Raw genomic sequence first — 26,398 nt, 5'->3', positions numbered from 1 at the left:
AAAGAAAAATAGGGGAACTTCTCTCTTGATTCCTCAGGCAACCTCCTATATGATAGGGAAAGAATTTTAAATCGTAATGATTATTATCTTGAGAGGGATGGACCATGAGTGAACAAACCATTGTAAAGTTGGACAATGTCTCCTTTAAATATGAGAGAGAAACGGTCGTTCAGGATGTAGATCTTGAGATTAAATCAGGTCAGTTCCTTGGACTGGTCGGACCCAACGGATCAGGAAAGTCGACGCTCATTAAATTGATGCTCGGACTCGAGAAGCCTGATAAAGGAACGATCCAGTTGTTCGGCAGACCACTGAAACAATATAAAGACTGGCAGGAAATCGGTTTTGTCTCCCAAAAGGCGAACAGTTTCAATTCCGGATTCCCTGCCACGGTTCTTGAAGTCGTAAAGACCGGTCTCGTATCGAGGATAGGCACGTTTAAATTTTTCAATAAAAAACATAAAGAGAAAGCGATGGACGCGCTGCGCACAGTCGAGATGGAAGAATACGCGCATGCCGGGATCGGTGATCTTTCCGGCGGTCAGCAGCAGCGTGTGTTCATAGCAAGAGCTCTTGTCAGTGATCCATCATTGATGATTCTGGACGAGCCCACCGTCGGAGTCGATGCTAAGCATGTCACCGAATTTTATGACCTGCTCGGCAGATTGAACAAGGAGCGGGGCATTACGCTGCTTATGATCAGTCATGATATTGGTACGATTACAGACCATGCCACCCATGTGGTGTGCATGAACAAGACGGTCCATTTCCACGGACAGTCGGAGGAATACAAGGAATTCAGTGAAGAGGATTTGAATCAGCTTTATGGATACGCCGTTCAGCAGCTGACTCACAATCACAGTCACTAAGGAGGAAAAAGAGCGTGCTTGAAAGTTTTATGCAATTTGAGTTTTTACAGAATGCAGCGATTACCGGTCTTTTGATTGGCATTGTCGCTCCTCTCCTTGGAGTGTTCATCGTCGTACGCCGGTTATCGTTGATTGCTGACGCCTTGTCCCACATCACACTGACAGGGATTGCGGCCAGTCTTCTGTTGGAAAAGAGAGTGTCATCCATTGATGACTGGAACCCCGTTTATATGGGCATGGCGTTTTCTGTAGCCGGTGCCATTTTGATTGAACGGTTGAGAAAAGTATATAAACACTACGAAGAACTGGCGATCCCTATTATTTTATCCGGAGGGATTGGACTTGGTGTCATTTTGATTTCCCTGGCGGACGGTTTTAATACGGACTTGTTCAGCTACCTGTTCGGAAGTGTTACAGCGGTAAGCCGCGACAGTATGTGGACGGTATTATTGGTAACCGTGATTGTTATTTTTATAGTCATTTTCTTTTATAAGGAATTGTTCGTTCTATCGTTTGATGAGGAACATGCGTCGGTATCAGGGGTGAACGGCCGTTGGATTCATTTATTATTTATTGTCATGGTGGCGCTTGTGATTGCTTCCGCCATGCAGGTCGTCGGCATTCTGCTCGTATCAGCGCTGATGACGCTGCCTGTGGCTTCCGCACTCCGGATTGCCACAAGCTTTAAGCAGACGATCGGCCTTTCCATCGCGTTTGGGGAAGTCTCTGTCATGGTCGGGCTGTACTCCTCCTATCACCTGAGCGTACCTCCGGGTGGAACGATTGTCGTCATGGCCATATTGATTCTGGTAATGTCTATTATTTATAAAAATGTTAGAAACCAGCAATGGATAAAGGGTGAGGCTTCATGAATGTGGAAACAGCATTGCAGAGATTGAAGGAAAAGGGATATAAGCGAACCAAGCAGCGCGAACGTATGCTGAAGATTTTTTCTGGTCAGGACCAGTATATTGCGGCTAAGGAAATCCTTAAGGAATTCCAGGGATATTTCCCGAGCGTCAGTTATGATACGATCTATCGGAACCTTTATATGCTGACGGAGGTTGATATTCTGGAGTCGACAGAACTGGGGGGCGAAAAGCATTTCCGCCTCAGCTGTGATACGGACGGCCACCATCATCATTTCATCTGCACAGACTGTGGAAAAACTAAATCCATCGCCTTTTGTCCGATGGAAAACGTGCATGAGAATTTGAAAGGCTATGATATTGAAAACCATAAGTTTGAAATTTATGGCAAATGTCCGCAGTGTCATTAAACAGATGGGAAAGGGTGTCTTCACAGGCATCCTTTCCTTTATTGATTAAAAGGTAATGGTTACTGTTTACAAACCGTAATGATTACGCTAAGATTTGGGCAGAACCATTTGGAGAGGACGAAATCATATGAAGAAATTTGGTATATTATCGTTTTTATTAACAGCAGTTTTTCTTCTCAGTGCCTGTGGAAGTGAAGAAACTTCAGGAGATGGGAAAGAAGGAGAAGAGAGCGGGGACACTCTCAAGGTGTATACAACAGTTTACCCGCTTCAATTTTTTACCAGTGAAATCGGGGGAGACACGGTAGACGTGGAAACGATCCTTCCGCCAGGGTCCGACGCTCATACGTACGAACCTACAACAAAAGAAATGGTAGATATGGCGGGGGCCGATTTGTTCGTTTACAACGGAGCAGGCCTTGAAGGGTATGCCGAGAAAATTTCTGAAGCTTTGAAACCTGAGGGGACAACCGTGTTGGAAGCGGCCGGCGATATGGACCTGCAAAAAGGTGTCCATGATCATGGAGCGGAAGACAGCCATGAAGGCGAAACAGAAGAAGAGCATGCCGAGCATGACCACAACCATGAGGGCGAAACAGAAGAAGAGCATGCCGAGCATGAACACAGTCATGAGGGAGAAACAGAGGAAGAGCACGCCGAGCATGAAGGCAGTCATGAAGGACATGATCATGGGGAGAATGATCCGCACGTCTGGCTCGACCCGGTTCGATCCATTGAACTTGCTGAAGGTATTAAGGAACAGCTTATTGAGTTGAATCCAGAAAAGGAAGACCTGTATGAAGAAAACTTCCAGGCCTTAAAAGGAAAGCTTACGGCGTTGGACGAGCAGTTTCATAAACAAGTGGAATCACAGCCGAAAGACAAGATCATCGTTTCTCATGCGGCCTACGGTTACTGGGAGGAAGCTTACGGCATCGACCAGATTGCGGTTTCCGGCCTGAGTCCGACGAATGAACCGTCCCAGAAAGACTTGGAAGAAATTATTGAACTGGCAGAGGAGGAGGAGCTCCGCTACGTGATTTTTGAACAAAATGTCACTCCTAAAGTATCAAAAGTCATTCAGGATGAAATCGGTGCAGAGCCTCTACAGTTCCATAACCTTGCTGTGTTGACGGAAGAGGATGTAGAGAATGGGGAAGATTACTTCTCCTTGATGGAACAAAACCTGGAGGTGCTTTATAAAGCACTCGCAGAATAAAAAAACAGGCAGCCCTTAGGATAGGGCTGCCTGTTTTTTCTCTAACGGAAGGGGTTTGTACAAGAATATCGCTGTCAGAACGACAACCAACAGGGATACGATGACATAAAAGAATGAAAGGCCCGGCCACAGGTCCAGAACGAATCCTGACAAAAATGGACCTAGAATACTTCCGATACTGAAAGACATCCCGCAGAGAATGTTTCCGGCGGGAAGGAGTTCCTTAGGAAGAAGGTCGGTCATATAGGAAATCCCCAAGGAAAAGAGAGAGCCCACAAAAAGCCCGCCTAAGGCGAAGGAGGCAAAAAGCCAAGGAATCGAGCCTTCAAAAGCTGCAGCGAGCAGAAAGGCGGCAATGCCGCCCATCACGACCGTTAATATCACTTTCTTTCTCCCAATATGGTCACTTAATATGCCTAGAGGAATCTGCGAAAATAAACTGGCCGCAGCAAAGGAAGGGATGATGAACGATAACATGTTCACATCGTGTCCGATCCGCATGCCGTACACGGGGAAAATCCCATGCAGGGTGGCTTCCAGAAAGCCATAGGCAAGAGGCGGCAAAAAGGCCGGCCATGCCAGACGGATACTCCGGCCGAAACGTTTCCATGAACTTGTCCCATAAGCAGTGGCCTGCTCGGTTGGCGGCTTTTCGCTGCGAACGCGCAGGAGCAGCAGCCACACCATAAAGCTTAAGAAGGAAGACAGGAGAAACGGAACGAAAATCCCGAATTCCAACAGGTTGGTCATTAATGGACCAAGGGTGAATCCAACACTGAAAAATAGACCATAATAGGCAATGCTGCGCCCTCGGTTCTGCGGGTTTGAGGAAGCGGTGATCCATGTCTGGGTACCGAAGTGGAGAATCTGATCACCGATTCCGACAGCCACCCGGAGCATAAACCAGAACCAGAGCGCCTGCCAGAAAGGAAAGAGCGCGAGTGAAACGAATACGAGCGCTCCTCCGAAAAGTATGATGGCTTTGTAGCCCAACCTGCGGAGTGGTTTTTCCATAAAAGGGGACGATAATAAAATTCCTATGTAAAGCCCCGTTGCATGTATCCCGTTCACAGAAGACGAAATCCCGTTCTGCTCAAGGATGACCGCAATGAGGGGGAGAAGCATGCCTTGGGAAAAGCCTGATATGGTGACAAGACCGATTAATATCCAAAACCTGGTGCGATTAGAAACCATAGTCATCCTCCTGTTCTACACGCTTATCGTATCGGAAAAGGTGTCAAACAGGCAAGGTGGGGCTGGACAGGCGGTGTGGTTTCTTTTACAGAACGATCTATTATATAATGAACGCAAAGCCGTTAAGCGAAAGGAGTGAATAAACTGATGGAGTTTCATTTAAGAGAAAACGGCATCCGTACTTCTTTTGAATATGGGCAGTTGGACATTTCCGGCGATGAAGCCAATGGTTTCCGCCCGTTTCAATTGATGGTCTCTTCGATTGCAGGGTGCAGCCTTGGTGTGTTCAGAAAAATTCTCGATAAGCAGCGGATGAATTACGAAGATATACAGGTATCTGCGGAAGTAACGAGAAATCCCGATGAAGCGAACCGTATCGAAAAGATCCACCTGCACTTCGTTGTCAAAGGGTATCACTTGAATCAGGATAAGCTGTTGAAAAACCTGGAAATTTCCCGGAACAACTGCTCGATGGTTCAATCAGTAGAAAATAGTATAAATGTGGAAGAAACGCTTGAGTGTATCCAGTTAAGCTAGTAAAATATAAAGAGCATGAGTCCGACAGCCGGATTCACGCTCTTTTTTTGTGTCTTATGTACAGGTTTTCGGTTCAAAGCAACTTTGAAATAAGGAAGTGAGGGAGACCATGAGAACATTAGTCATTAAAGGATTCTTTTATCTTGCAGGGTTGATTGTCATTGCAATGGGCGTCACACTTACGATTAAATCGAATCTGGGAGCTGGAGCGTGGGATGCCGTAAATGTCGGGCTGACGGAACAGATCGGACTTACAATTGGAACGTGGGTCATGGTCATTGGTGGATTTCTCATTGTAACCAATGCGCTGATTGCAAAAGAGAAGCCGGACCTGCCTGCGGTCATTACTATATTAGTACTTGGGAAATTCATCGATTTCTGGATGCTGCAAGTGTTTGACACCCTGGTGCTTCAAGCATTCTTCATGAAATTGATCACGTTAATCCTCGGAATTGTAATTATTGCCATAGGCGTATCTCTTTATCTGCAGCCGAAATTCTCCTTGAACCCCGTTGACGGGTTTATGGTCGCGCTCCAGAAGCGTTTCGGCTACAGCATTACAAAAGCTAAAACCATGACCGAGTCCTTTGCACTCGTTCTTGCTCTTGTGCTTGGTGGTCCTATTGGTATCGGTACCATTGTGATTCTTCTCGGGATCGGGCCATGCATCCAGTTTTTCGACAGCAAAGCGAGCTATATGATGAACAAGCTAATTGCAGCAGAATAATGTATACTACGGGCCATCTTTCACAAGCTATAAAAAAAGTGAAAGGTGGCCCTTGATGTGAATAGAAAATGGCTGGGACTACTGCTGTTTATTTGTATTCTTACTTGGTTTGCTGCCGGTTCTGCCTCGGCTGAACCTAAGAAGAATGAAAAAGAAGAAGGTTCCATTCCGAACCACGTCTTAAACATATCCAAAGACAACACGTATCCGAACTCTACCGACGATCAGGAATTGCTGGAAGCGGAGGAAATTACGAAAGAGCTGATGGAGAATACCGAGGTACGCATTACCAATCCACAGTTGATTGAAATGCTGAATGAAACGTCCCTGAAGCCTTCTCCACTGGCCATCGGGTACAGAGGAGACATATTCCTTGGAAGGTGGCCTCTTTCCTACGATTCGAAAGAAACCAATATCAATTGGGAGTATCAGGAGATCAATACAAATGAACTGAACAACCACGGAGGAGAAAAGCAGGAGAAGCTGAGTTATCTTCAAAAAGAAGAAAAAGCAGTCAAGGGCGGTCTGACCTCACGGATCAGTCACAGCGACCAGATGATGAAGCTGATTCTTCTGGAAGCTCAGAAAAACACAAAACTCCCGTTATCCTTTAACACCGTGATTGGTAAAGGAACAAAGCAGAATAACACGTACGGCATCCCAACGAACAAAGTAGGGGTCCTTCATGCGTTTGCACCGGCCGTGAATGAAAAAGGAGAAGTAGCTTTCGGTGATGTGTACATCCAGTTGAAAGGGTCGAAGAAGACACTCTCTGTTAAAAACGTGACCCGGCAGGGCATCGGAGCCTGGATCCCTATTCAGGATCACGTCAGCTTTTCCTTCGAGTTAAAATGAGAAAACGCGCCGTCTTACGGGAACATCAGATTTGTTTTCGTACAGACGGCGCTTTTTTTTACAGCTGGGTGAAACCGGTTCTGGACAGAGGCAGATACTTGTACTATGATGGATTGTACGTAAAACAGATAAAGGAGCTGAATCGTTACATGACGCAGCAGGAGAAAATGTCCAACTTGAAGCAGCGCCTGGAAGAATTTATGGGACGCTTAGATAATCTGGATCCTGAGCAGACGTCAGTGGAAGACATTGACCGCCTGATCTCTATGCTTGAATCCCTTGAGCGCAGCATGGACGAATAAGCAGCTTTCAGAATTGACTCTCTATTTTCCTGAGGGTTGATTTTTTCACCATCATCCTTTATCATGATAAATCGCTAATGTATGAAATTATTGGAGAGGAGAATGTCTTATGGCATGGGCAGTTGTCGTATCTGTCCTGGTGATGACCGTGTTGAGTTTATTGCGCGTGAACGTCATCGTTGCCATTATCGCTGCCGGTTTAACGGCAGGTCTCATGAACGGTGAGAACTTGACGGACGCCCTGACCCTGCTTGTGGATGGGATGGGAGCTCAAGCGAATGTGGCATTAAGTTATATATTACTGGGAGCTTTCGCCGTTGCGATCAGCTACTCAGGTATCACATCGATACTAGTCGGTTTTTTACTTCGCGTTTTGAAGGATAAGCGCACCATGATCGTTTTTGTCATTGCGTTCGTGGCAAGTCTTTCACAAAACGTCATTCCAGTGCATATTGCTTTTATACCAATTCTTATTCCTCCGCTTTTAAAATTGTTTGATGAAATGAAGCTGGACCGGAGAGCTGTGGCTGCGGCTTTAACCTTTGGTTTGAAAGCGCCGTATGTCATGATTCCGGTTGGCTTTGGCTATATTTTTCACGATACGATCAAGACATCCATGGAAACGAACGGCATCGATCTTGGAATCGGAACGATCGCCGCGTCCCTTATTCTTCCCGGTTCTGGAATGATCGTCGGACTTTTCATCGCCATCTTCATTACTTACCGGAAACCAAGGGACCCTTCTGTCGTACCAGAAGATAAAGAAACGCCGGATGAAGAGGTTGTCCTTGATTCACGGTTCCAAATGAAACACCTTCTGACGCTTGTGGCTATGCTTGTAACACTTGTTATTCAGGCGGTCTGGTCCAATCTGATTCTGGCTGCCCTGGCCGGTATCATCCTGATGTTTATCTTCCGTGTCGTTCCATTCAATAAAGGTGATAAGGTCATCAACGACGGAATTGGGATGATGGGTTTTATTGCCTTTGTTATGCTCGTCGCTGCCGGGTACGCGAACGTCTTGACTGAGACGGGATCCGTGTCGGCACTTGTGGAGCTCAGCTCCGATTATCTTGGGGACAATCAGGCTTTCATTGCCTTCATTCTTCTGTCTGTCGGTCTTGTGGTCACCATGGGAATCGGCTCTTCCTTTGCTACGATACCGATCCTTGCCGCTCTGTTTGTGCCTATCTGCGTTGCTGCCGGTTTTTCGCCGATGGCGACAGCAGCACTGATTGGTACAGCAGGAGCTCTTGGTGATGCAGGTTCACCGGCTTCTGACAGTACACTCGGTCCGACATCCGGGCTCAATGCAGACGGCCGTCACAACCACATCTGGGATACTTGTGTGCCGACATTTCTGCATTATAATATACCGTTGTTCATCTTTGGATGGGCCGCTTCTTTATTTCTGTAAAAAAGACAGCGTGGGGAATTTTCCCACCTGTCTTTTTTTATATTCCCTTCTGCTTCACACATACTAAGCAAAAAGTGAGGGGTACATGACACATGAGCAGGATAGTGAAGCTGATGACGGTCGTCCTGATGGTCTGTCTTTTTCCTTTAACCACCTATGCAGAAGGGTGGGGGTATAATAAAAGCAAAAATGGTACTACGCCGGATCCAGGCAGGTATGGACCGATGATTGAACAGCATCATGGGTTTTTTATGGATCCTTCCAAGGATCGTGTGGTTTATTTAACGTTTGATAATGGGTATGAACAAGGATATACCGGTCAGGTTTTAGATGTCCTTAAGGAAAAAGAAGTACCGGCAGCCTTTTTCGTAACCGGTCATTATATTGAAAGTGCGCCCGATCTTTTAAAAAGAATGACTGATGAAGGACACATCATTGGGAACCATTCCTGGAGCCATCCGGATTTTACGCAGAGTTCTAAAGCCGATATGGAAAAAGAACTGAAACGGGTGGAGGAAGCCGTCAAGGAGCAGACAGATCAGGAAATTATGACCTTCCTGCGTCCGCCGAGAGGTACGTTTAATGCACAGACGCTGAAATGGGCGGAGGAGTTCGGCTATACCCATGCGTTCTGGTCCGTTGCGTTCGTGGACTGGCATACCGACAGACAAAAAGGATGGGAGTATGCTTACCGGAGTGTGATGGATCAGATCCATCCTGGAGCCGTCATCCTCCTGCACACCGTCTCCAGTGACAACGCCGAAGCCCTTTCACAAATGATTGATGAGCTTAGGAAACGAGGCTACCGATTCGGGGATTTGAATGAAATTCTGATGAAACAGCTCGTCCCCGCGCCTGTCTGGGGTTTATAACAAATGTATGCCGCCGTACACGTTGTACAGCGGCTTTTCATTTTATTTCAGCTCCCTCACGGTGTCTGTGATTGTAATGTTTTGCTAAGTTTCATCAAAGCTTCTATCATAAAGGGAGAATTGGTCGGATAAGCCTCAGGTCTTCTTTCCTATTCTTAACAAAATAGAAAAATCTAAGGGAATTGAAGGAGGAAAAACTCACGTGTGGAAAGAAAAATTAAAGGCAGTTAACTTTTATGATTTTGATTATACGTTACTTCGCTGGCAGCTGGACCCTTTAATTCATCTGGACAGAGAGGAACGCTGGGTGGATATCCCTGTCAAGCTTAATGAGGAACATCATATCGTCAGAGTTCAGGCCCTCGGGACGACCCTTGATCCTGTTTTTTCTGTGCAGAGTGACAGCGATGAAGCCAGACCACAGCTTCTGAACTACATCAAGCATCTTTTTCAATGGGATGTTGATCTGGAGAAGATTCATCAGCATTTCCTGGACACCGACTTAGAACAGTTGTTTAGAAATCACCCCGGCACACCGATCGTGAAGGATTTTCACCTTTACGACTGTTTGATGAAAGTCATCATCCACCAGCAGTTGAATATGAAGTTCGCTTATACTCTGAGCACCAGGTTCGTAGAGACACTGGGCAGACAGAAAGACGGCGTATGGTTTTATCCTGATCCGGGAACGGTTGCTGAGACGCCATATGAAACTCTGAGGGAGCTGCAGTTCAGCCAGAGGAAAGCCGAGTATGTCATTGATACGTCCAAACGCATAGCAGAAGGGGAACTGGATTTGCCGGCACTGTCTGCTATGGAGAACGAAGACATTATGAAACGTCTGGTGAAAGTCAGGGGTATCGGGCCATGGACAGCAGAAAACTGGATGATGTTCGGGCTCGGAAGGGAAAACTTATTCCCGAAAGCGGACATCGGAATTCAAAATGCGTTGAAGCATTACTTTCAAATGGAACGTAAACCGACAACAGAAGAAATGGGAGCATGGAGCCAGCCATGGTCGCCTTATTTGAGTTACGCCTCGTTAACATTGTGGCGTAGTATTGAAGGGTGAAATTTCTGTCATATCGTTGTTCTTTTCAGCGTACAATGTTTAAAAAGCAAAAATAAAGGCTAAATCGTTAGAAAATATTCAAAATTTGTTAATTTTGCGTTATAATGAAAAACGTATTGGAAATAAACGAGCGGCAAAAAGGAAAGAGGTCTTACTATTGGTTATAAGAGAGAGGTATTCAGACCAAGTTCATAGCGGTGAGATTTTGGATGTTCTTAGTATGAATGGAACACCCGCATGTTTACTCGATCTGCGTCTTCAAGCCGTTACATTGAATCAGGAAATGATTCATATGCTGCATTTGAAGGAAACAGACCTGTCTTTCTCTCAGTGGATCCGGTGTTTCCGCCACACAGGCCAGCACCGCCTGCAACAATCTCTTCACCAGCTTTTGACCGAAGGGCTGAGGGAATCCTCTGTCCAGTTGACAGATAAGAATTTTAATCATAGGTTTCAATGCCGTATGGTGCATCTGACCAACGGCCAGATCACCTTTACACTCGCAAAAATGGAAGAAGACCATCATTTTTCTGTGTCGGCGCCGGTGGCCGCTGATGTGCCTTCAAAGAATGATAAGCCGTCCTTATCCATTACGAATTATGAAGGCGTTCCGCTTTTAAGCTTTTCCTCTTCTCAAATCAAGCACCGCATGACACACATTGTCGATAAATTTCCACACGGCCTTGCCGTCATTAATCATAATTGGGAAGTTGTTTATGCCAATCCTAAAATGGAAGAGCTGACCAAACGCCCTTTTTTCAAAAATTATTATAAAAAATTATGGGACATCTTTTCCATAGATGAGCACTATCCATTTTTTCAGCATTTCCTGCGCTCTATGGAAACGTTCGAAACGGTGGAATTCGAGGGTTTTATTGAGGAAACCCAGCTCGATGTGAAAGTGACGGTCCATCCAACAGAACTGGGCCTTACTGTTTTTCTGCAGGATATTACTCAATATAATAAACATTTGCAAGCGCTTAAAGATTCAGAAGAGCGTTTTGCTCTTCTCGCTGATAACATTACGGATGTTTTCTGGATCAGTGATCCGCACTTTGAGGAAGTCCACTATATCAGTCCTGCTTTTCAAACCTTGTTCGGTATTCCAAGACGTCAGGCATTTTCAGACCCCAAGTCACTTTTGGAGCACGTACACGAAGCGGACCGGTCTCATTTCGTAGGAGGCCTTTCGAAAATGAAAAGCGAGGAATTCGTCGTTGACTATCGAGTATGTGTCCAGGGGAAAGAAGAAAAGTGGATTCGTACGAAAGGTTTTCCGGTGGATTATAACGGAAAGTCGCTTATTCTCGGTATTCATCAGGATGTAACGGAATACAAGGAAATGATTGAGCTGAAGGAAAAGTCCCAGCAGCTGTCTACGATTACGCAGATGTCTGCAGGCATCGCTCATGAAATCAAGAATCCATTGACCGCCATCAAAGGTTTTCTCCAGATTGGAGCGGCTAATCCTGAGCTCAGGGATAATTATCAGGAAATCATCCTGGATGAAGTCAATCGAATCGAAGCGATCGTCCAGGACTTCATGATGCTGTCGAAACCGAAGTCTTCCATCCAGCTTGAGGAAGTGGACCCGGAACAGCTTGTATCGTATGTACTCCGCCTTCTTGAACCGGAAGCGAACGAAAAGCAGATTCTTCTGCTGTTTGATTGTGACCCTGTACAGGATAAGTTCAGGACGGAACCGAAACGGATGAACCAGATTTTAATCAATCTGGTGAAGAATGCGGTGGACGCGGTCGATCTCGGTGGTGAAGTACGAATTGAAATTCAGATGTCGAGCTCCCATCTAACGCTTTTCGTTAGAGATAATGGACCGGGCTTAAGCGCCCAGGAACTCTCGAAAATCGGTGAACCGTTCTTTACTACAAAAGAAAAAGGAACAGGACTTGGTGTTATGGTCACGAAGAAAATCGTATCGGATTTGAACGGGACGATAAACTATGAAAGTGAAAAAGGAAAAGGAACGACGGTCGTTGTCAAACTGCCTCGTGCATGAACGAAAAAAGCTTGTAGAGAAACCCCTGTTTCTCTACAAGCTTTTTTCGTTCTTACCGCCAGGAGCGAAAGCCCCTTCCACTCCTTGGGAGTTCTTTAACATCGACAAAGACTTTCCTTCACCCAGCTCATCCTTGCTGGTTGGAGGACGATCTTTTTCATAATCCGGCAGGCAGACGTCACCCGTGCCTGTTCTTTCCCTTGTTCTTTTCCACGCAAGCGGCAATAGTGCAGCCCATGGGGACGAATATCCACTTGGGCAGGCGACCTTCCTGACCAAGTCAGCGTAGGGCGTGCCCGCGGCATTCATCCACCAACAAGCGGAATGTGACCCTTCACACGACAAATGGACAACTCTAACTGGTTCACACAGGCTTTTTCTACAGCCAAGCAAAAACGCCACGTAAGAAATGGCGTTTTTTTTATGTTTATTTAGCAGGGAAAACCATTTCAATTTGCTGAATATTTCCGCTTAAACCGCTTACTTAAAATAAATCCCTTTTTTATATCAACAGCTGTTTACAAAAGGCAGAAAGGGCTCTATAATCCCGATTGTATTGCAAATTTCGTTCGACAAAATCCTATCAATAATTACAATAAAGGAGGCTCTCAGATGTTGAAAAAAGTGTGGTCATTTCTAATGATGAATCTTGGTGCACTTGCTGTAGCGACCAACGTCCACTTCTTCCTGTCCCCGAACGACCTGGCTACAGGGGGAGTGAGTGGTTTATCCATCGTATTGAATAAGGTTTTTCCTGATTTGTCCCTTGGAATGATTATGATTCTCTTGAATATTGTCTTATTTATCGTCGGTTTTATTTTCCTAGGGTTCCAATTTGGTGTGAAAACTATCTATGCAAGTTTTGCACTTTCGTTTATGGTTTGGGGCCTCGAAGCCTTTTTCCCTATGCAGGAAGCTCTGAGTGATGATCTGCTAATTCAGCTGATTATCGGACAGATTATTGCGGCTTCAGGCATGGCCCTCGTTTTTCATCAGGGAGCTTCCACAGGCGGGACCGATATTCTGGCTATGATTCTAAATAAATTCTTCTCCATTGAAGTTGGAAAAGGTGTGCTTTTCTCTGATATTGCCATTGCTACATCTTCCATCTTCCTGTTCGGCCCTACGGTCGGTATGTATGCGTTCTTTGGTGTCATTCTCAATGGCCTTGTCATCGACTATATGCTTCAGCAGTTCGAGGATAACAAGGAAATTGTCATTATCAGCCGTGAGAGTGAGCTTGTCCGGAACTTTATCATCAATAAGCTCGGCCGCGGTGCTACCATTCATGAAGCGAAGGGTGCGTTTAATCAGGAGCAGAAGGAAGTCATCACTACAATTCTCAGCCGGAAAGATTATACCCGTCTCAAGAAATATATGACGGCCGTGGATGAGCAGGCGTTTATTACCGTTCACTCCATGAATGAAATTCTTGGGGAGAATTTCAAACGACTGGCTTAACTCCTGTAGAAATTGACGGCGGTTCCCACCCCTTCATTCCATAACGGTGGAGAGGTAGAGGGGATCGTTTGTGTTTGGTCATACTTGGATGAAAGATCACATTGATACGGAAAAAAAGATAAACATGAAAAAAGAGTCTCCGGAAGGCATTACCGGAGGCTCTTTTTTCTGCTTTTTCGGATGGATGGGGAAGCGAGAGCCACGTTCATAATGATCACACTTACAACGGAAGCTGCGGTGTAATTGTAATTGTTTGTGACGACGGAGAGGGACAGAAATAAAGCCAACATCACTCCTGAAATGAACAGGAGAGGGAACCCTGGAATGACACGCTGCTTTCTCATTGGACGAAACTCCATCTGCCGCACTCCTCTCTACAGTTAGTATCAGTATATGAAAAGTTTTAATTATCTGTCAATTGTTCTGAATAAAAGGAACAATATTTGAAAGATTTAGATAAGTTGGTATAATGGGGATGTTGAAAATGCAGCACGTTATTATGGAGGAGGATGACACATGAATCGAGAAGAGTTGATTGCCCCGGAGCGGTACAACGTCGTTTCTGAAATGGAAAAGTATGCAGGCGATGCCGAGCGTAAAGCTCTCTTATGGTTAAACGATCAGGGGGAAACGAAAGAAGTTACATATCAGAGCCTGATGCAGCGTGCAAATAAAATTGGAAACGCTTTCCTTGACTGTGGATTAAAGCAGGGAGATAAAATCCTGGTTATGATCCCACGCCTTATTGAAGCGTATCAGGTTTACACGGCGGCGCTGAAAGCCGGGCTTGTCGTTATTCCAAGTTCTGAAATGCTGAGGACGAAAGATCTTCAGTACCGGATCAGTCACGGTGAAGTCCGGGGCGTTGTCAGTTATTCTCCTTATACAGATCAGTTTCAAGGGGTCCGCGAATACGATCAGCTTGTGAGGTTTTCCGTCGGTGAACAGAAGGAAGGGTGGCATCACCTGGACAGTCTGATGGAAGATTACAGCGGCACGATGACGGCTGCTGACACGGGTCGTGAAGATATGGCATTCCTCTCCTATACTTCAGGAACGACCGGAAATCCAAAAGGGGTCGTTCACACGCACGGATGGGGGTATGCCCATTTAAAGACAGCGGCTTATCAATGGCTGGCTATTGAAGATAAAGATACGGTGTGGGCAACAGCTGGACCAGGATGGCAGAAATGGATTTGGAGTCCGTTTTTATCTGTACTGGGAACAGGAGCGAGGGGACTAGTGTATCAAGGGAAATTCAATCCGAATGTCTATTTGGACATTATGGACAAGCACGGCGTGAACGTTCTCTGCTGCACACCGACGGAATACCGTTTGATGGCGAAAGTGGATAACTTGAACGATTACAGCCTGCAACATCTTCATAGCGCGGTTTCGGCCGGGGAGCCTTTAAACAGAGAAGTTATCGACACCTTCCAGAGGCATTTTCAAGTGACTGTCAGGGACGGCTACGGTCAGACGGAAAATACACTTCTCGTCGGGATTATGAAGGATATGGAAGTGCGGCCTGGATCGATGGGACGCCCGACACCAGGCAACCAAGTTGAAATCGTAGATGAAATGGGGGTGCCTGTCGGGGCGGATGAAGTGGGGGATATTGCTGTACACTTGGATACCCCGGCGCTCTTTAAAGAGTATTATAAAGATCCAGAGAGGACGAAAATGTCAAGAAGAGGCAATTACTATATTACAGGAGATCAAGCCAAAAAAGATGAGGATGGATACTTCTGGTTTGAAGGGCGCAGTGATGACATCATTATCAGCTCGGGGTATACGATCGGGCCATTTGAAGTAGAGGATGCGCTCGTCAAACATCCGGCTGTCCAGGAATGTGCCGTAGTTGCAAGTCCGGATGAAGTCCGGGGCAACATTGTAAAAGCGTTCGTTGTGCTGCAGTCCGGGTATGAAAAAGGCAGTCAAATTGTAGAGGATCTTCAGATTCATGTGAAGGAGCTTACGGCCCCTTATAAATATCCAAGAAAAATCGAGTTTATCGATGAACTTCCCAAAACAACCTCGGGTAAAATACGAAGGATCGAACTGAGGGAAAAGGAAAAATCCTTCCATAGTTAAGAGGGAAAACCGGAGGCATTCAGTCTCCGGTTTTTTTCGTTCTCTTTTGTTTGAAGTGATAAGATAGACGGGAAATAGGCAGATTAAAAGAACAGGAACCTACATCGAAGTGGAAAGGTGGAGTCTTATGAACATACATGTGGAGATTACATACCGTGCAAAAAACAAAACGGAAGTCTTTTTCAAGTCTGAACCTGTTTCTCCGGGAGAAGCGCTTCTTATAGCGGAGGACCTTGAAAAAACAGGACGGTTGAAGGATATCGCATTTATTGATGATTATGATACTTCATGGAAGCTGAAGGATCTGAAGAAGTATATGGCAAAAGTGGACGCCGAGCCCCATAACATACGAGTGTATTTTGACGGGGGGTTCGACAGGAATGACAGGAAGGCTGGTCTGGGATGCGCGATTTATTATGAGCAGGACGGCCGGTTTATGCGTCTAAGGAAAAATGCTGCAGTCGAGGAAATGGAAACGAACAATGAGGCGGAGTACGCTGCTCTTTATTTTGCTGTACAGGAACTGGAGGCGATGGGGGTTCAGCATATCCCTGTAAGTTTTATCGGTGATTCCCAGGTTGTCATCAATCAAATGAAGGAAGAATGGCCGACGATGGAACAATCCCTTCATGAATGGGCGGACCGGATCGATGAGAAGCTTGGGGCCATGGCCGTAGAGGCGTCCTATCATCTCATATCAAGGAAAGACAACCGTGAATGCGACCGACTTGCCACTCAGGCCCTGCAGGGAACAGAAGTGGAGAGTACGTCTGAAGTACAGGGATAGGTTTATAAATGGATGGTGACGGGGGTGCCGTTCGGAATCGTGAGCGCCAGTTCTTCCACGTCTTCGTTGTACATCCGTACACATCCGCGGGATACAGCTTTTCCAATAGAGGACGGATTGTTCGTACCGTGGATGCCGTAGTGTTCTTTTGATAAGCTCATCCACATCGTTCCGAATGGTCCTCCGGGGTCCGGGGCTTTATTCAGGATAATAAAATCCCCTATCGGTGTTTCATAAAGCATCCGCCCGACGGCCACTGGATATTCCTTTACGAACTGCCCGTTTTTATAGAGCCTTAGCAGGCGTTCATTGATGGAAACATCCAGCTGGTACGGCTGTGTTTCTACAGGTGGGTACCCCGGGATTGTAATTCTCTGTCCGACCCTGATCAGATCCGGATTAGGAATGGAGTTGACGGCTAAAATGGTTGTCAGCGGCATCCGGTAATCTCTTGATATTTGATAGAGGGTTTCTCCCGGTTTTACCGTATGGAGCATTCCATCATCTCCCCAGAAGTTATACCTCATTGTATGCATAGGTGAGACAAAAAATAAACCAGACCCTTTGTTGTTGTCAGAAGGAGGTCTGGTTTTTTCGATTTATAATACGATGGTTTTGTTTTCGTGAACGATGACGCGGTCCTCCAGGTCCCATTTGACCCCTCGGTTTAGAACAGTACGTTCAATCAACCGCCCTTTCTTTTTTAAATCGTCGATGTGATTGCGGTGATCGACACGGATGACATCCTGTTCGATGATGGGCCCTTCATCAAGGTCATCTGTTACATAGTGGCAGGTGGCTCCTATCAGCTTAACGCCCCGTTTATGCGCCCGTTTATGTGGATTCGCCCCGATAAAGGCCGGTAGGAACGAATGGTGAATGTTAATGATCTTCGATGGGTGGGTCGACACGAAATGTGGAGTAAGAATCTGCATATATCGGGCAAGTACGATGACATCGATGTCGTATTCCTTCAGAAGCTTCAGTTGTTCCTCTTCCACTTCGTGCCGGATCTCTTTACTTGCGGGAATATGGTAGAAAGGGATACCGAAGGATTCGACAAGCTCCTTTCCTTCCTTGTGGTTGCTGATGACGAGAGGGATATCCGCCATAAGACCGCCACTTTCCCATTCGTAAAGGAGTTCTCGAAGACAATGGAGTTCTTTGGAAACGAAGATGGCCATATTCTTGAGTTTATATAAAAATGTCAGGCGCCATTTCATATGGAACTGGGCAGCTATTTCCTTGAACCCTTCCTGAAACGTTTCTTCCTTTTCTTTCATATCCGAAGCGGCAAATTCGATGCGTATGAAAAACGTCCCCTCATCCGGATGTGTTGTGTATTGATTGGACTCCACGATATTCGCTCCGTGTTCATGAAGGAATGTGGAAATGGCAGCCACTATTCCCGGTTTATCTGTACAGCTGATGAGAAGCCGCGCTTTGTTTTGGTTTTTTTCTGTGTGGTGCTGGATGTGCTGGTTGGTAGACGTCATGTCTGGTCCCCTTTCGTTGTTTCTTTATATTGTAGAGGAAATAAATCCTGAAGCAAACCGTGTTATCGCAAAATTCGATCTATACTTTTTTGATTTGACAATTATGAGATGAAACATAGTGACAGGGAACGTTGAGATTTATGAAACGTTTTTCTTTTCCTTATCGTATAGAGAGGTAGAGAAAGAAATCCTGGCGGAAAAAATAACAGGTCCTGCCTATACAAAGAAATACTCAGGAAGGATGGCATATGTGAAGAAAAAATTAATGACGTCAGCAGTTCTGACTGCCTTTCTTGTGTTGTCGACCTGGTACATACACCACACGTTTTTTTTCAGCCCTTTATCCTTTGAACAGGATGACATTACCCACCACTCATGGAGCGATTACCAACGTCCGATGACGCTTACTTATTATGACTTGGATGGAGAACGGACATCCTACCGAATGGACACGGATGAAGACATACGGTCGTTTTTCAAGGCAATGAAACAGTGCCCTTCAATTGCAAGGGAGAAAAAAGGGGCGCAGGTGCTGGGGGCTCTCCGCATATCCAGTGCCCATGACGTTGTGCTGGAAGCGTACTTTTACAAAGATTTCTGGCACGTGCTGCAGAATGATCATGAGCGGTTTGAAATCACTCCGAAGCTGGAGGGACTGATCGATCAATTGTAAAGGGGGGAAGGCGGCGCTTCTTCGTCCGCCTTCAAGGGCGTTCTTCCTAAAAGAATCAGGTTGTACTATACTTGGAAAGGATACAGACAGCCATAAGTGGAAGGAGTCAGACGGATGAATAGCTGGTTCACCCATATTTTTAACATCTTAGTCGGAATATTAATCGTTGTCGAAGGCGGCGTGTACATATTTATGAATAACAAAGACGGAGACCTTCATCTGCGCAGTATGATTATGACGGTCCTGCTCCTGACAGCATGGGCTATGTCCTACCGTAAACAGGTCACAAGCGATAATCCCAGTGCATGGCTGATTGTAACGATCATCATCATGATCCCGATGATTCTCCCGTGGTTGTTTTTTATATAATTTAGAAGAGCCAGCGGTAAAGACCTGCCGCAGCAAAGAAGACGGCCGCCAGCAGGTAAAGAAAACCGAAGACGCGGGATCCGGGTTCTTCAGCGGCGGTTTCTACGGTCCCTGCGAAAACCAAAAAAAGAATGCCCATGATCACCATCGTCACTTCAACCCCCGAAAACGGGGGTTTTTTTAATAGCAGCCATACTTCAACAGGAATGGCTGTCCACAGCGGTAAAAGTAAGGGGCCGAACCATTTCTCTACTGCCTTCTTCAATCCGTCCATGTTCATCCTCCTTTCCTTATTCAGTCAAACGTCCATTCTGGTCGAAATCCGACGAAAAATCTGTTGAATAGGAATATTCTACCCGGGATGGGGTATTAGATTTACATCAAGATTTGCCTTCTGTCTATACAATTGGTACAATTTATTCTGTACGATTTACTTAATCCTCTGATTTATCCCCCGCATTGCATGTTTTAACCCTTGCAGTTCAAACTACTTAACGAAGGTATAGGAAAGGATGTATGTCACTTGAAAATGAAGCTTATTGACTGGCCTACGTTTATTGGGGCCTTAATCTTACTGCTCGGAGTTACCGTTCCGTTAATTATTTTCCCTGAGGCAGGGAAGGAAGTTGTGTCTCAAGCCAATACATTTATGACAGAGAATTTCGGCGTTCTTTATATGGTTCTTGGATTTGTCATTTTTGCTTTTTTAATCTATGTTGCATTCAGTAAAAATGGAGCCATCAAACTCGGAGATGAAGGAGAAAAACCTGAATTCAGTACATTCTCCTGGGCTGCGATGCTTTTCGCAGCCGGTATCGGTTCCAGTATTCTTTACTGGGCTGTCATTGAATGGGCGTATTATTATCAGGGACCTCCTTTCGGCGTAGAGCCGGAGTCGAAGGAAGCCATCAAGTGGGCTTCTACTTACGGCATGTTCCACTGGGGTCCGATTGCCTGGGCAATTTACACACTGCCGGCACTGCCGATTGCCTACTTCTATTATGTACGGAAAAAGCCGGTGTTGAAAGTATCTGAAGCCGTACGTCCGGTCCTTGGAGATACGGTGGACGGTCCGGTCGGTACCATTATTGATGTCCTGTTTATGTTCGGACTTCTAGGCGGTGCGGGAACGACGCTCGCGCTCGGAACACCGATGATTGCCCAGGGGGTCAACGATTTAACAGGCATACCGGTCACGCTCGGGTTGAAAAGTGGGATTATGCTGCTCTGTACATTGATTTTCGCGATCAGTGCCTATTCAGGATTGAAACGCGGGATTAAAATCCTTAGTGATGTGAACTTATGGCTGTCCATTTTCCTGCTTGCGTTTATTTTCATTTTCGGACCGACCCGTTTTATGAGTGAAACGACGTTTACGTCTCTCGGGGTTCTTGCTGATAACTTCTTCCGCATGGCTACATGGATGGAGCCGTTCGGAAACCTCGGACAGTTTGAGAAGACGAGCTTTCCTGAATACTGGACTGTGTTCTACTGGGCATGGTGGCTCGTGTACGCTCCATTTGTCGGTTTGTTTGTAGCCCGTATTTCGAGAGGACGCACCATCCGTCAAATGATCCTCGGGACGATGGTCTATGGTACGATCGGATGTGTCCTTTTCTTCGGAATCATGGGGAACTTCGGGCTTTATCTGCAGATTTCGGGACAATTTGATGCCATTGCCTTTATGAACGATAATGGGGCACCGGCGACCATTATTGAAATTATGAACCAGCTGCCGCTGTCTGATTTCATCGTCTTGATCTTTACGGTCCTGGCTATCATTTTCCTTGCCACGACCTTTGATTCTTCTTCCTACATTCTTGCGTCTGTGACACAGAGAAATGTAGAGGGTGAACCGCTTCGCTGGAACCGGTTGTTCTGGGCGTTCGCATTATGTATCATGCCGCTCGCTCTCATGTTCCTCGGTGGACTGGATACACTCCAGACGGCCAGTATCGTCGGTGGCTTCCCGCTTATTGCCATTATGTTCCTGCTTGCATGGTCGTTTATGAAGGCCTCCAACACGGACATTCGTGAATCTGACGACTATGAGCCATCCACCATTCACATTAAGCGCTGGAAAAACCGTAAGAAAAAGAAAAAGCGTTCCGCCCTCGAGGCCCTTGAAGATAAAGATACGGATTGAAGATAAGGAAACCCTGAACCTCCATTGGAGGTTCAGGGTTTTTTCTTTCCCGCAGAAGAAAGGGGGTCAAACGTTCTTTTTTTCTGGAAGGTAGGGGACGACGTCCTGAATGACCACATCTCCGCTTTCCTGGAGAAACTGCTCCACCAGATGCAGGTGGTCGGCACCGACGAGAACAAGGACACGGTCGCCGGGGCCGGCTGTACGGAGGATGTTGGCGGCCATGGCTAAGTCGCGGTGGTGCCACTGTTTGAGCCAGTGGACACCGATTTGGTGCTGGCGGTCCCCGACACGGGTCAACTTCATATAGACACGCTGCAGTTGTTCTTTGTAATCCTCGTGATTAATGTAACGGAAGTAGCCGGCCAGGGTTTGTTTATCTTCCATCTGCTTTACATCCTGCTGTATGGAAAGAATATCGTTGAGAAGCTCTGGCTGGTGCTCCCCCGCCCAGGAGAATACCTGCTCAAGGGAAGGGGTGGACATGTCCACAATCTCATCAACAGGATAAAGGTGGTTCTGTTCAAGGGAGGCAGCAAGCGGGAAAGCAATTTGTTCCACTTCATCGAACGCAGGTGCCTGCTCTCCCTTTAGGAACTGCTCCAGCCTTTTATTGAGTTCCTCCTCAAGGAAGAATGACTTTTCCACCGCAATCTTTGTCGGTTTCCATTCTTTCAAGGAAGCGGTCAGGGAGGAAAGTTCATCTTTATGTTTATGGATCATTTCCGGCTCCACAGCCATATGAAAAGTGCCGAGAAGCATAATCTCCGGTTTCATATCATCATTCCTTTCCGGATCATTTGAAATAGGGCAGGATATCTTCACCGATTTCCTGCATCACCTCAGCTGTCGGTCGTTGGTTTTTGGAAAGGCCGAACATCATATGGTTCACACCAGCGGAACGGTACTGTTCGATAATATCCTTTAAACCTTCGCGTCCGGTTTGATAGCCGGCAGGGATTTTCTTGACAGGGGCCTCAGGGTTTTCAGAAAGAATGACAGGAAGCGGCATGAAAAAGGGACGGAAAACATCGCCGTGGAAGCCTCTCACTTTTTCCCTGTACATGTCGATCGTCTGTTTCTGCTGTTCTGGACGCTGAGGATAAAACATCCACCCATCTCCGTGTTCAGCAATCCAGTCGATCGTCTGCTGACAATAACCCGTCATAAATACGGGAATCCGGTTGGGCGGCTTAGGAACGAGGTTGGATTTATCAAGCTTGCCGAAAGAGGAGACGGCTTCCGGGTATTCTTCATATAAGACCTTCGTAAAGAAATCATAGGCTTCTCTGAACCATTTCCCACGCTCCATGATAGGGATGTTCAATCCTTCAAAGTCCTTCCTCCGGTCTCCGGAGGATATGCCGGCCATGAGACGACCGGGAAATAATCGTTCAATGCTTGCCAGCTCCTTCGCTGTGCGTAAAGGGTGGCGGAGCGGCATGACTAATGCCGCAGTCCCCAGATTGATGGACCGGGTCCGGGACGCCAGGTAGGTCAAGTAGATCAGGCTGTCAAAGATCTGCCCGGTTGCCGGGTCCTCAAACGTTGGATCTTCAAGAAGGACGTCCTGAAGCCATAAGCAGTGAAAGCCAAGTTCTTCCGCCAACTGCGCTTTCTGCACTTGATCGTCCATGAGCGGTGTCTCTTTATCGTAATTTTCAATCGGGATCGTAAGTCCAAAAGATATGTGGTCTTTTTGGAGCATATTCTGCCATCCGGGATGGTTTTCAAACAAAATACTTCCTCCTCCATGTTTCTTTCTCCATATCATTATAATGAGGTGGAGGCTGGACTTCTAATCAAAGGAACTAAAAAAGCACCATCTCCACAGGGGATAGGCGCTCGTTAGAAATCAAATGACATAGATGACCAGGTAGAGGACGAGAGTGAGAAAAGCGGAACCTCCGGCTACACTCACGATTTCTGTTCGGTCGTACTCAATTCGTTTTTTCATGTCATCGCTCCTTAAAGATATAAATGTAATCTTCCTATGTATTTTTTATTCTACTCTATATGACGATTGAATAGTCAGAAAGGTTTCATTTATATTACAAAAATGTAACTTTTTTATGTCGGAGATTTTCATGTGCCATCACGCAGGGGAGTTTTCACCTCTGATATAATGGAAGAAGCAATCAATAATAGATGGGAGAGGAAACGTATATGTCTACGTATGCAATGACGTGGAACCTGGACAGCCTTTTTCAAGGCGGCAGCCATTCCAGTGAATTAAAAAACTATGTCCAGCAGCTGGAGGTTCATCTGGATGAGCTTGAATCGCTTATTTCATCCTTTATGCCGCCGTCCAGTACAGATGAAACCGAACCATTACATCACATGATAGAGGCTCTTCAGGTGGCTGTGAAAGAGCTTGAAGAATTCAGTGCCTTTACGAGCTGCCTGCAGGCTCAGGATGTAAACGATACAGGAGCTGGTCAATGGCTGGCGAAGAGGAGTGAACTGGGAGCCCGTCTGAATAATGTGCTGGTTCGGCTCGATGAGACGTTCATCACCATTGATGATGAAATCTGGACTTCGCTTCTACAGCAGCCATCGTTGAAGGAACTGTCCTTCGTGCTTGAAGAGCGGAGACAAAAGGCTGCAGATAAGCTGGATGCGTCACGGGAATCGTTAATCAATGACCTTAGTGTTGATGGCTACGACGCATGGGAGCTCATGTATGACCGGCTTGTCGCTAAATTGTCTGTCGAAGTGGAAGGCAGGTCCTTATCGGTTGGACAAGCCTCTAATAAATTGGATTCCCCCGACCGTTCTGTCCGCAAGGAAGCTTTTGATCAATTGCAGAAGACGTGGCAGAACGAAGCGGACGTATTCAGTGAAACATTGAATCATTTATCCGGGTTCCGCCTTCAAATTTATAAGCATAGAGGGTGGGAGAATGTCCTCAAGGAGCCACTCGACTACAACCGGATGAGTGCCGCGACGCTTGAGACCATGTGGAACGTCATCATCGATTATAAGCAAGTCTACATTCCATATATGAGAAAAAAAGCAGAACTTCTGGGTGTGGACCAGCTTCGTTTTTATGATGTGGAAGCTCCTGTCGGAAAGACGGATAGTACAAAAAGCTTTCAGGAGGGGGCATCCTTTATTATCGAGCAGTTCAGGAAGTTCAGCCCTAAAATGGCCGATTTTGCTGAGATGGCATTTGAGAAAGGCTGGATAGAGGCTGAGGACCGCCCAGGGAAGCAGCCGGGCGGATTCTGCACCAGCTTTCCGGATAGTGAAGAAACAAGAATTTTCATGACCTACTCCGGCAGCCCGGCCAGTGTCGCCACACTGGCGCATGAACTCGGTCATGCCTATCATCAGCATGTCATGAATGATCTTCCCGTATTGAACCAGGGCTATGCGATGAACGTAGCTGAAACAGCTTCTACGTTTGCGGAAATGATTGTTGCCGATGCAGCCGTGAAAGAAGCGTCCACGAAGGAAGAGAAGATGACGCTTCTCGAGGAAAAAGTGCAGAGCAGTGTGGCTTTCTTTATGAATATCCACGCCCGCTTCCTTTTTGAAACCCGGTTTTACGAAGAACGGAGAAAGGGAATTGTATCTCAGGACCGTCTTAATGAATTAATGCTGGAAGCACAGAAGGAAGCCTACATGGAAACGCTGGAAGAGTATGATCCGACGTTCTGGGCATCTAAACTTCACTTCCACATCACCGATGTTCCGTTTTACAACTTCCCCTACACTTTCGGATACCTGTTCAGTGCGGGAATCTATGCGAAGGCACTGGAGACCGGACCTGAATTTGAAGAGCGTTACACAGCCCTGTTGAGGGATACAGGGAAGATGACTGTGGAAGAATTGGCCTGGAAACACCTCGGTGTCAAGCTGGAGGAAAGAGAGTTCTGGGAACATGCGGTGGAATTGTGCACAGCCGATTTGGATGCATTTATGAAATACAATGAAGCATCAATGGAGGGATAAGGATGGATGAAACGCGTATTCCGGAAGAAGTCAAGCAGCAGAGAGTCACGGAACTGGATGGATGGAAGCTGGCCGATGAGAAATTCATTACGAAACGCTATCGATTCCAGGATTTTTTAACAGGCGTCCGTTTTGTCAATTTGATTGCGGAGTATGCCGAAGAAATCCAGCACCATCCGTTCATCAGCATTGATTATAAGATGGTGACGTTGAAACTGACCTCCTGGAATGCCGGGGGCCTGACAGAACTTGATCTGGAGTGCGCCCGGAAGTACGACAGTATTTATCAGTCTATTCAACAGAAATGATAAGGCGCCGAACGTACTTTAAGGCAAACAAACGGTTATAACAGGAACTATCTTAATTTCACAGGGGGTCACGTTTCGCTTACCGGTCAGCCATTACCACCGATAAGCTTCTCGTGCCTCCGCCTCTACCCGAGGTGGATGAAAGAATGAATGACTGGATGTTCATCCACGGAAGAAGGAATAATCGGGAACTTTGTTGAGGAAAAAACCGCTCCTGGAATCAGGAGCGGTTTTTGGCTGTAGAAAAAGTCTGTGGTAACCAGTTAGAGTTTTTCATTTGTCGTGTAAAGGGTCACATTCCGCTTGTTGGTGGATGAATGCCGCGGGCACGCCCTCAGCTGACTTGGTCAGGAAGGTCGCCTGCCCAAGTGGATCTTCGGCCCGTGCTGTTCCCGCAGGCATCACCTCCGAACGCTCCTCGTGCAGATGTTAGAATATAGAGGAGAGAGATTGTGCACTAAGCAGGTTCGCAGATTCAAAAGAACGGCACGGACTGCACTATGGCCGCTTGCGTGGAAAAGAAAAAGAGAAAGAACAGGCGCTGATGACGGCTGCCTGCCGGAATATGAAAAAGATTGTCCTCCATCCAGCAAGGGTGAGCTAAGTGAAGGAGAGTCTTTTTCAATTTTAAAGAACGCCCAAGGAGCGGTGCCCCTTCCACTCCTGCGGAAGAACGAGTGGGCCGAGATCACCGAGCGTGGGTTTTGCGAGGAAGCTCGGGCGCTCGTCCGCGGAAAGGGAAGGGGC

At 46.5% G+C, this 26,398-nt stretch carries 27 protein-coding genes; 20 read left to right on the top strand and 7 right to left on the bottom strand.

What is annotated here, in order from left to right; translation table 11 throughout:
- Positions 1–104 precede the first annotated feature (104 nt).
- From H615_RS0116415 to H615_RS0116400, 4 genes are all read left to right on the top strand, one after another.
- Complete coding sequence (locus tag H615_RS0116415; RefSeq protein WP_027956157.1) at positions 105–869, top strand: metal ABC transporter ATP-binding protein; 765 nt, start codon at positions 105–107, stop codon at positions 867–869.
- A gap of 14 nt (positions 870–883) precedes the next feature.
- Complete coding sequence (locus tag H615_RS0116410; protein WP_027956156.1) at positions 884–1,741, top strand: metal ABC transporter permease; 858 nt, start codon at positions 884–886, stop codon at positions 1,739–1,741.
- Positions 1,738–2,148 carry a Fur family transcriptional regulator gene (locus H615_RS0116405; RefSeq protein WP_027956155.1) on the top strand — a complete coding sequence of 137 codons (411 nt, stop codon included), beginning with the start codon at positions 1,738–1,740 and terminating at the stop codon, positions 2,146–2,148. The genes H615_RS0116410 and H615_RS0116405 overlap by 4 nt, the downstream gene beginning before the upstream one ends.
- Positions 2,149–2,275: 127 nt before the next feature.
- Positions 2,276–3,367 (top strand): metal ABC transporter solute-binding protein, Zn/Mn family, encoded by a 1,092-nt coding sequence (locus tag H615_RS0116400; protein ID WP_027956154.1) that lies wholly within the window; start codon positions 2,276–2,278, stop codon positions 3,365–3,367.
- Between the two features lie 15 nt (positions 3,368–3,382).
- Here the strand turns inward: H615_RS0116400 and H615_RS0116395 are convergent, their stop codons facing one another.
- On the bottom strand, positions 3,383–4,561 hold the full coding sequence (locus tag H615_RS0116395; RefSeq protein ID WP_027956153.1) for an MFS transporter: 1,179 nt from the start codon (positions 4,559–4,561) through the stop codon (positions 3,383–3,385).
- A 147-nt stretch (positions 4,562–4,708) separates the two neighbouring features.
- On the opposite strand from H615_RS0116395, the gene H615_RS0116390 reads away from it, so the two are divergent.
- The 9 genes from H615_RS0116390 (at position 4,709) to H615_RS0116345 (ending at position 13,821) form a co-directional block, all read left to right on the top strand.
- Positions 4,709–5,098 carry an OsmC family protein gene (locus H615_RS0116390; protein ID WP_027956152.1) on the top strand — a complete coding sequence of 130 codons (390 nt, stop codon included), beginning with the start codon at positions 4,709–4,711 and terminating at the stop codon, positions 5,096–5,098.
- A 109-nt stretch (positions 5,099–5,207) separates the two neighbouring features.
- On the top strand, positions 5,208–5,825 hold the full coding sequence (locus tag H615_RS0116385; RefSeq protein ID WP_027956151.1) for a YczE/YyaS/YitT family protein: 618 nt from the start codon (positions 5,208–5,210) through the stop codon (positions 5,823–5,825).
- A gap of 57 nt (positions 5,826–5,882) precedes the next feature.
- On the top strand, positions 5,883–6,680 hold the full coding sequence (locus tag H615_RS0116380; protein ID WP_027956150.1) for a YfkD famly protein: 798 nt from the start codon (positions 5,883–5,885) through the stop codon (positions 6,678–6,680).
- 149 nt (positions 6,681–6,829) lie between these two features.
- Entirely contained in the window at positions 6,830–6,982 is a 153-nt protein-coding gene (locus tag H615_RS22600) for an SE1561 family protein (protein ID WP_169516218.1), read from the top strand.
- 109 nt (positions 6,983–7,091) lie between these two features.
- Entirely contained in the window at positions 7,092–8,399 is a 1,308-nt protein-coding gene (locus H615_RS0116370) for a Na+/H+ antiporter family protein (RefSeq protein ID WP_027956149.1), read from the top strand.
- A 92-nt stretch (positions 8,400–8,491) separates the two neighbouring features.
- Entirely contained in the window at positions 8,492–9,271 is a 780-nt protein-coding gene (pdaA, locus tag H615_RS0116365; RefSeq protein WP_027956148.1) for a delta-lactam-biosynthetic de-N-acetylase, read from the top strand.
- 202 nt (positions 9,272–9,473) lie between these two features.
- A complete protein-coding gene (locus H615_RS0116360) occupies positions 9,474–10,343 on the top strand; it encodes a DNA-3-methyladenine glycosylase family protein (protein WP_027956147.1) in 870 nt (289 codons plus the stop codon).
- Positions 10,344–10,563: 220 nt separating this feature from the next.
- Positions 10,564–12,360, top strand: coding sequence for a PAS domain-containing sensor histidine kinase (locus tag H615_RS0116355; RefSeq protein ID WP_051254751.1), 1,797 nt, complete (start codon positions 10,564–10,566; stop codon positions 12,358–12,360).
- A gap of 612 nt (positions 12,361–12,972) precedes the next feature.
- Complete coding sequence (locus H615_RS0116345; RefSeq protein WP_027956144.1) at positions 12,973–13,821, top strand: YitT family protein; 849 nt, start codon at positions 12,973–12,975, stop codon at positions 13,819–13,821.
- A 149-nt stretch (positions 13,822–13,970) separates the two neighbouring features.
- On the opposite strand, the gene H615_RS0116340 is transcribed toward H615_RS0116345, so the two are convergent.
- A complete protein-coding gene (locus H615_RS0116340; protein ID WP_027956143.1) occupies positions 13,971–14,180 on the bottom strand; it encodes a hypothetical protein in 210 nt (69 codons plus the stop codon).
- Positions 14,181–14,337: 157 nt separating this feature from the next.
- Between H615_RS0116340 and mbcS the strand changes: the two genes are divergently transcribed.
- Positions 14,338–15,915 carry an acyl-CoA synthetase MbcS gene (gene mbcS / locus H615_RS0116335; protein ID WP_027956142.1) on the top strand — a complete coding sequence of 526 codons (1,578 nt, stop codon included), beginning with the start codon at positions 14,338–14,340 and terminating at the stop codon, positions 15,913–15,915.
- Positions 15,916–16,042: 127 nt separating this feature from the next.
- Positions 16,043–16,702: a reverse transcriptase-like protein gene (locus tag H615_RS0116330; RefSeq protein WP_027956141.1), complete on the top strand. Its 660-nt coding sequence runs from the start codon at positions 16,043–16,045 to the stop codon at positions 16,700–16,702.
- 2 nt (positions 16,703–16,704) lie between these two features.
- Here the strand turns inward: H615_RS0116330 and H615_RS0116325 are convergent, their stop codons facing one another.
- Together H615_RS0116325 and purU are read right to left on the bottom strand one after the other, a co-directional pair.
- Entirely contained in the window at positions 16,705–17,199 is a 495-nt protein-coding gene (locus H615_RS0116325) for a L,D-transpeptidase family protein (RefSeq protein ID WP_027956140.1), read from the bottom strand.
- 102 nt (positions 17,200–17,301) lie between these two features.
- Positions 17,302–18,198: a formyltetrahydrofolate deformylase gene (purU, locus tag H615_RS0116320; protein ID WP_027956139.1), complete on the bottom strand. Its 897-nt coding sequence runs from the start codon at positions 18,196–18,198 to the stop codon at positions 17,302–17,304.
- A 250-nt stretch (positions 18,199–18,448) separates the two neighbouring features.
- Between purU and H615_RS0116315 the strand changes: the two genes are divergently transcribed.
- Together H615_RS0116315 and H615_RS0116310 are read left to right on the top strand one after the other, a co-directional pair.
- A complete protein-coding gene (locus H615_RS0116315; protein ID WP_156896511.1) occupies positions 18,449–18,871 on the top strand; it encodes a hypothetical protein in 423 nt (140 codons plus the stop codon).
- Between the two features lie 114 nt (positions 18,872–18,985).
- Positions 18,986–19,240: a hypothetical protein gene (locus H615_RS0116310; RefSeq protein WP_027956137.1), complete on the top strand. Its 255-nt coding sequence runs from the start codon at positions 18,986–18,988 to the stop codon at positions 19,238–19,240.
- A gap of 1 nt (position 19,241) precedes the next feature.
- Here H615_RS0116310 and H615_RS0116305 read toward each other — a convergent pair whose 3' ends face one another.
- On the bottom strand, positions 19,242–19,514 hold the full coding sequence (locus H615_RS0116305) for a hypothetical protein (protein WP_027956136.1): 273 nt from the start codon (positions 19,512–19,514) through the stop codon (positions 19,242–19,244).
- A gap of 249 nt (positions 19,515–19,763) precedes the next feature.
- On the opposite strand from H615_RS0116305, the gene H615_RS0116300 reads away from it, so the two are divergent.
- Positions 19,764–21,386: a BCCT family transporter gene (locus H615_RS0116300; protein WP_027956135.1), complete on the top strand. Its 1,623-nt coding sequence runs from the start codon at positions 19,764–19,766 to the stop codon at positions 21,384–21,386.
- A 66-nt stretch (positions 21,387–21,452) separates the two neighbouring features.
- On the opposite strand, the gene H615_RS0116295 is transcribed toward H615_RS0116300, so the two are convergent.
- Both H615_RS0116295 and H615_RS0116290 read right to left on the bottom strand, forming a co-directional pair.
- Entirely contained in the window at positions 21,453–22,163 is a 711-nt protein-coding gene (locus tag H615_RS0116295) for a DUF5694 domain-containing protein (protein ID WP_027956134.1), read from the bottom strand.
- Between the two features lie 19 nt (positions 22,164–22,182).
- Positions 22,183–23,094 (bottom strand): TIGR03571 family LLM class oxidoreductase, encoded by a 912-nt coding sequence (locus H615_RS0116290; RefSeq protein ID WP_244877770.1) that lies wholly within the window; start codon positions 23,092–23,094, stop codon positions 22,183–22,185.
- Between the two features lie 458 nt (positions 23,095–23,552).
- Here H615_RS0116290 and H615_RS0116280 point away from each other — a divergent pair, with 458 nt between their 5' ends.
- The gene (locus tag H615_RS0116280) at positions 23,553–25,343 is read left to right on the top strand and encodes a M3 family oligoendopeptidase (RefSeq protein ID WP_027956132.1); all 1,791 of its coding nucleotides are present in this window, start codon (positions 23,553–23,555) and stop codon (positions 25,341–25,343) included.
- 2 nt (positions 25,344–25,345) lie between these two features.
- Positions 25,346–25,651: a 4a-hydroxytetrahydrobiopterin dehydratase gene (locus tag H615_RS0116275; protein ID WP_027956131.1), complete on the top strand. Its 306-nt coding sequence runs from the start codon at positions 25,346–25,348 to the stop codon at positions 25,649–25,651.
- The last annotated feature ends 747 nt before the right edge of the window (positions 25,652–26,398 follow it).

It is taken from the genome of Halobacillus kuroshimensis DSM 18393 (assembly GCF_000425705.1).
In the GTDB taxonomy this organism is placed as follows: domain Bacteria; phylum Bacillota; class Bacilli; order Bacillales; family Halobacillaceae; genus Halobacillus; species Halobacillus kuroshimensis.
The sequence above is the reverse complement of the archived record's forward strand: the minus strand, read 5'-3'. Positions and strand labels throughout refer to the sequence as shown.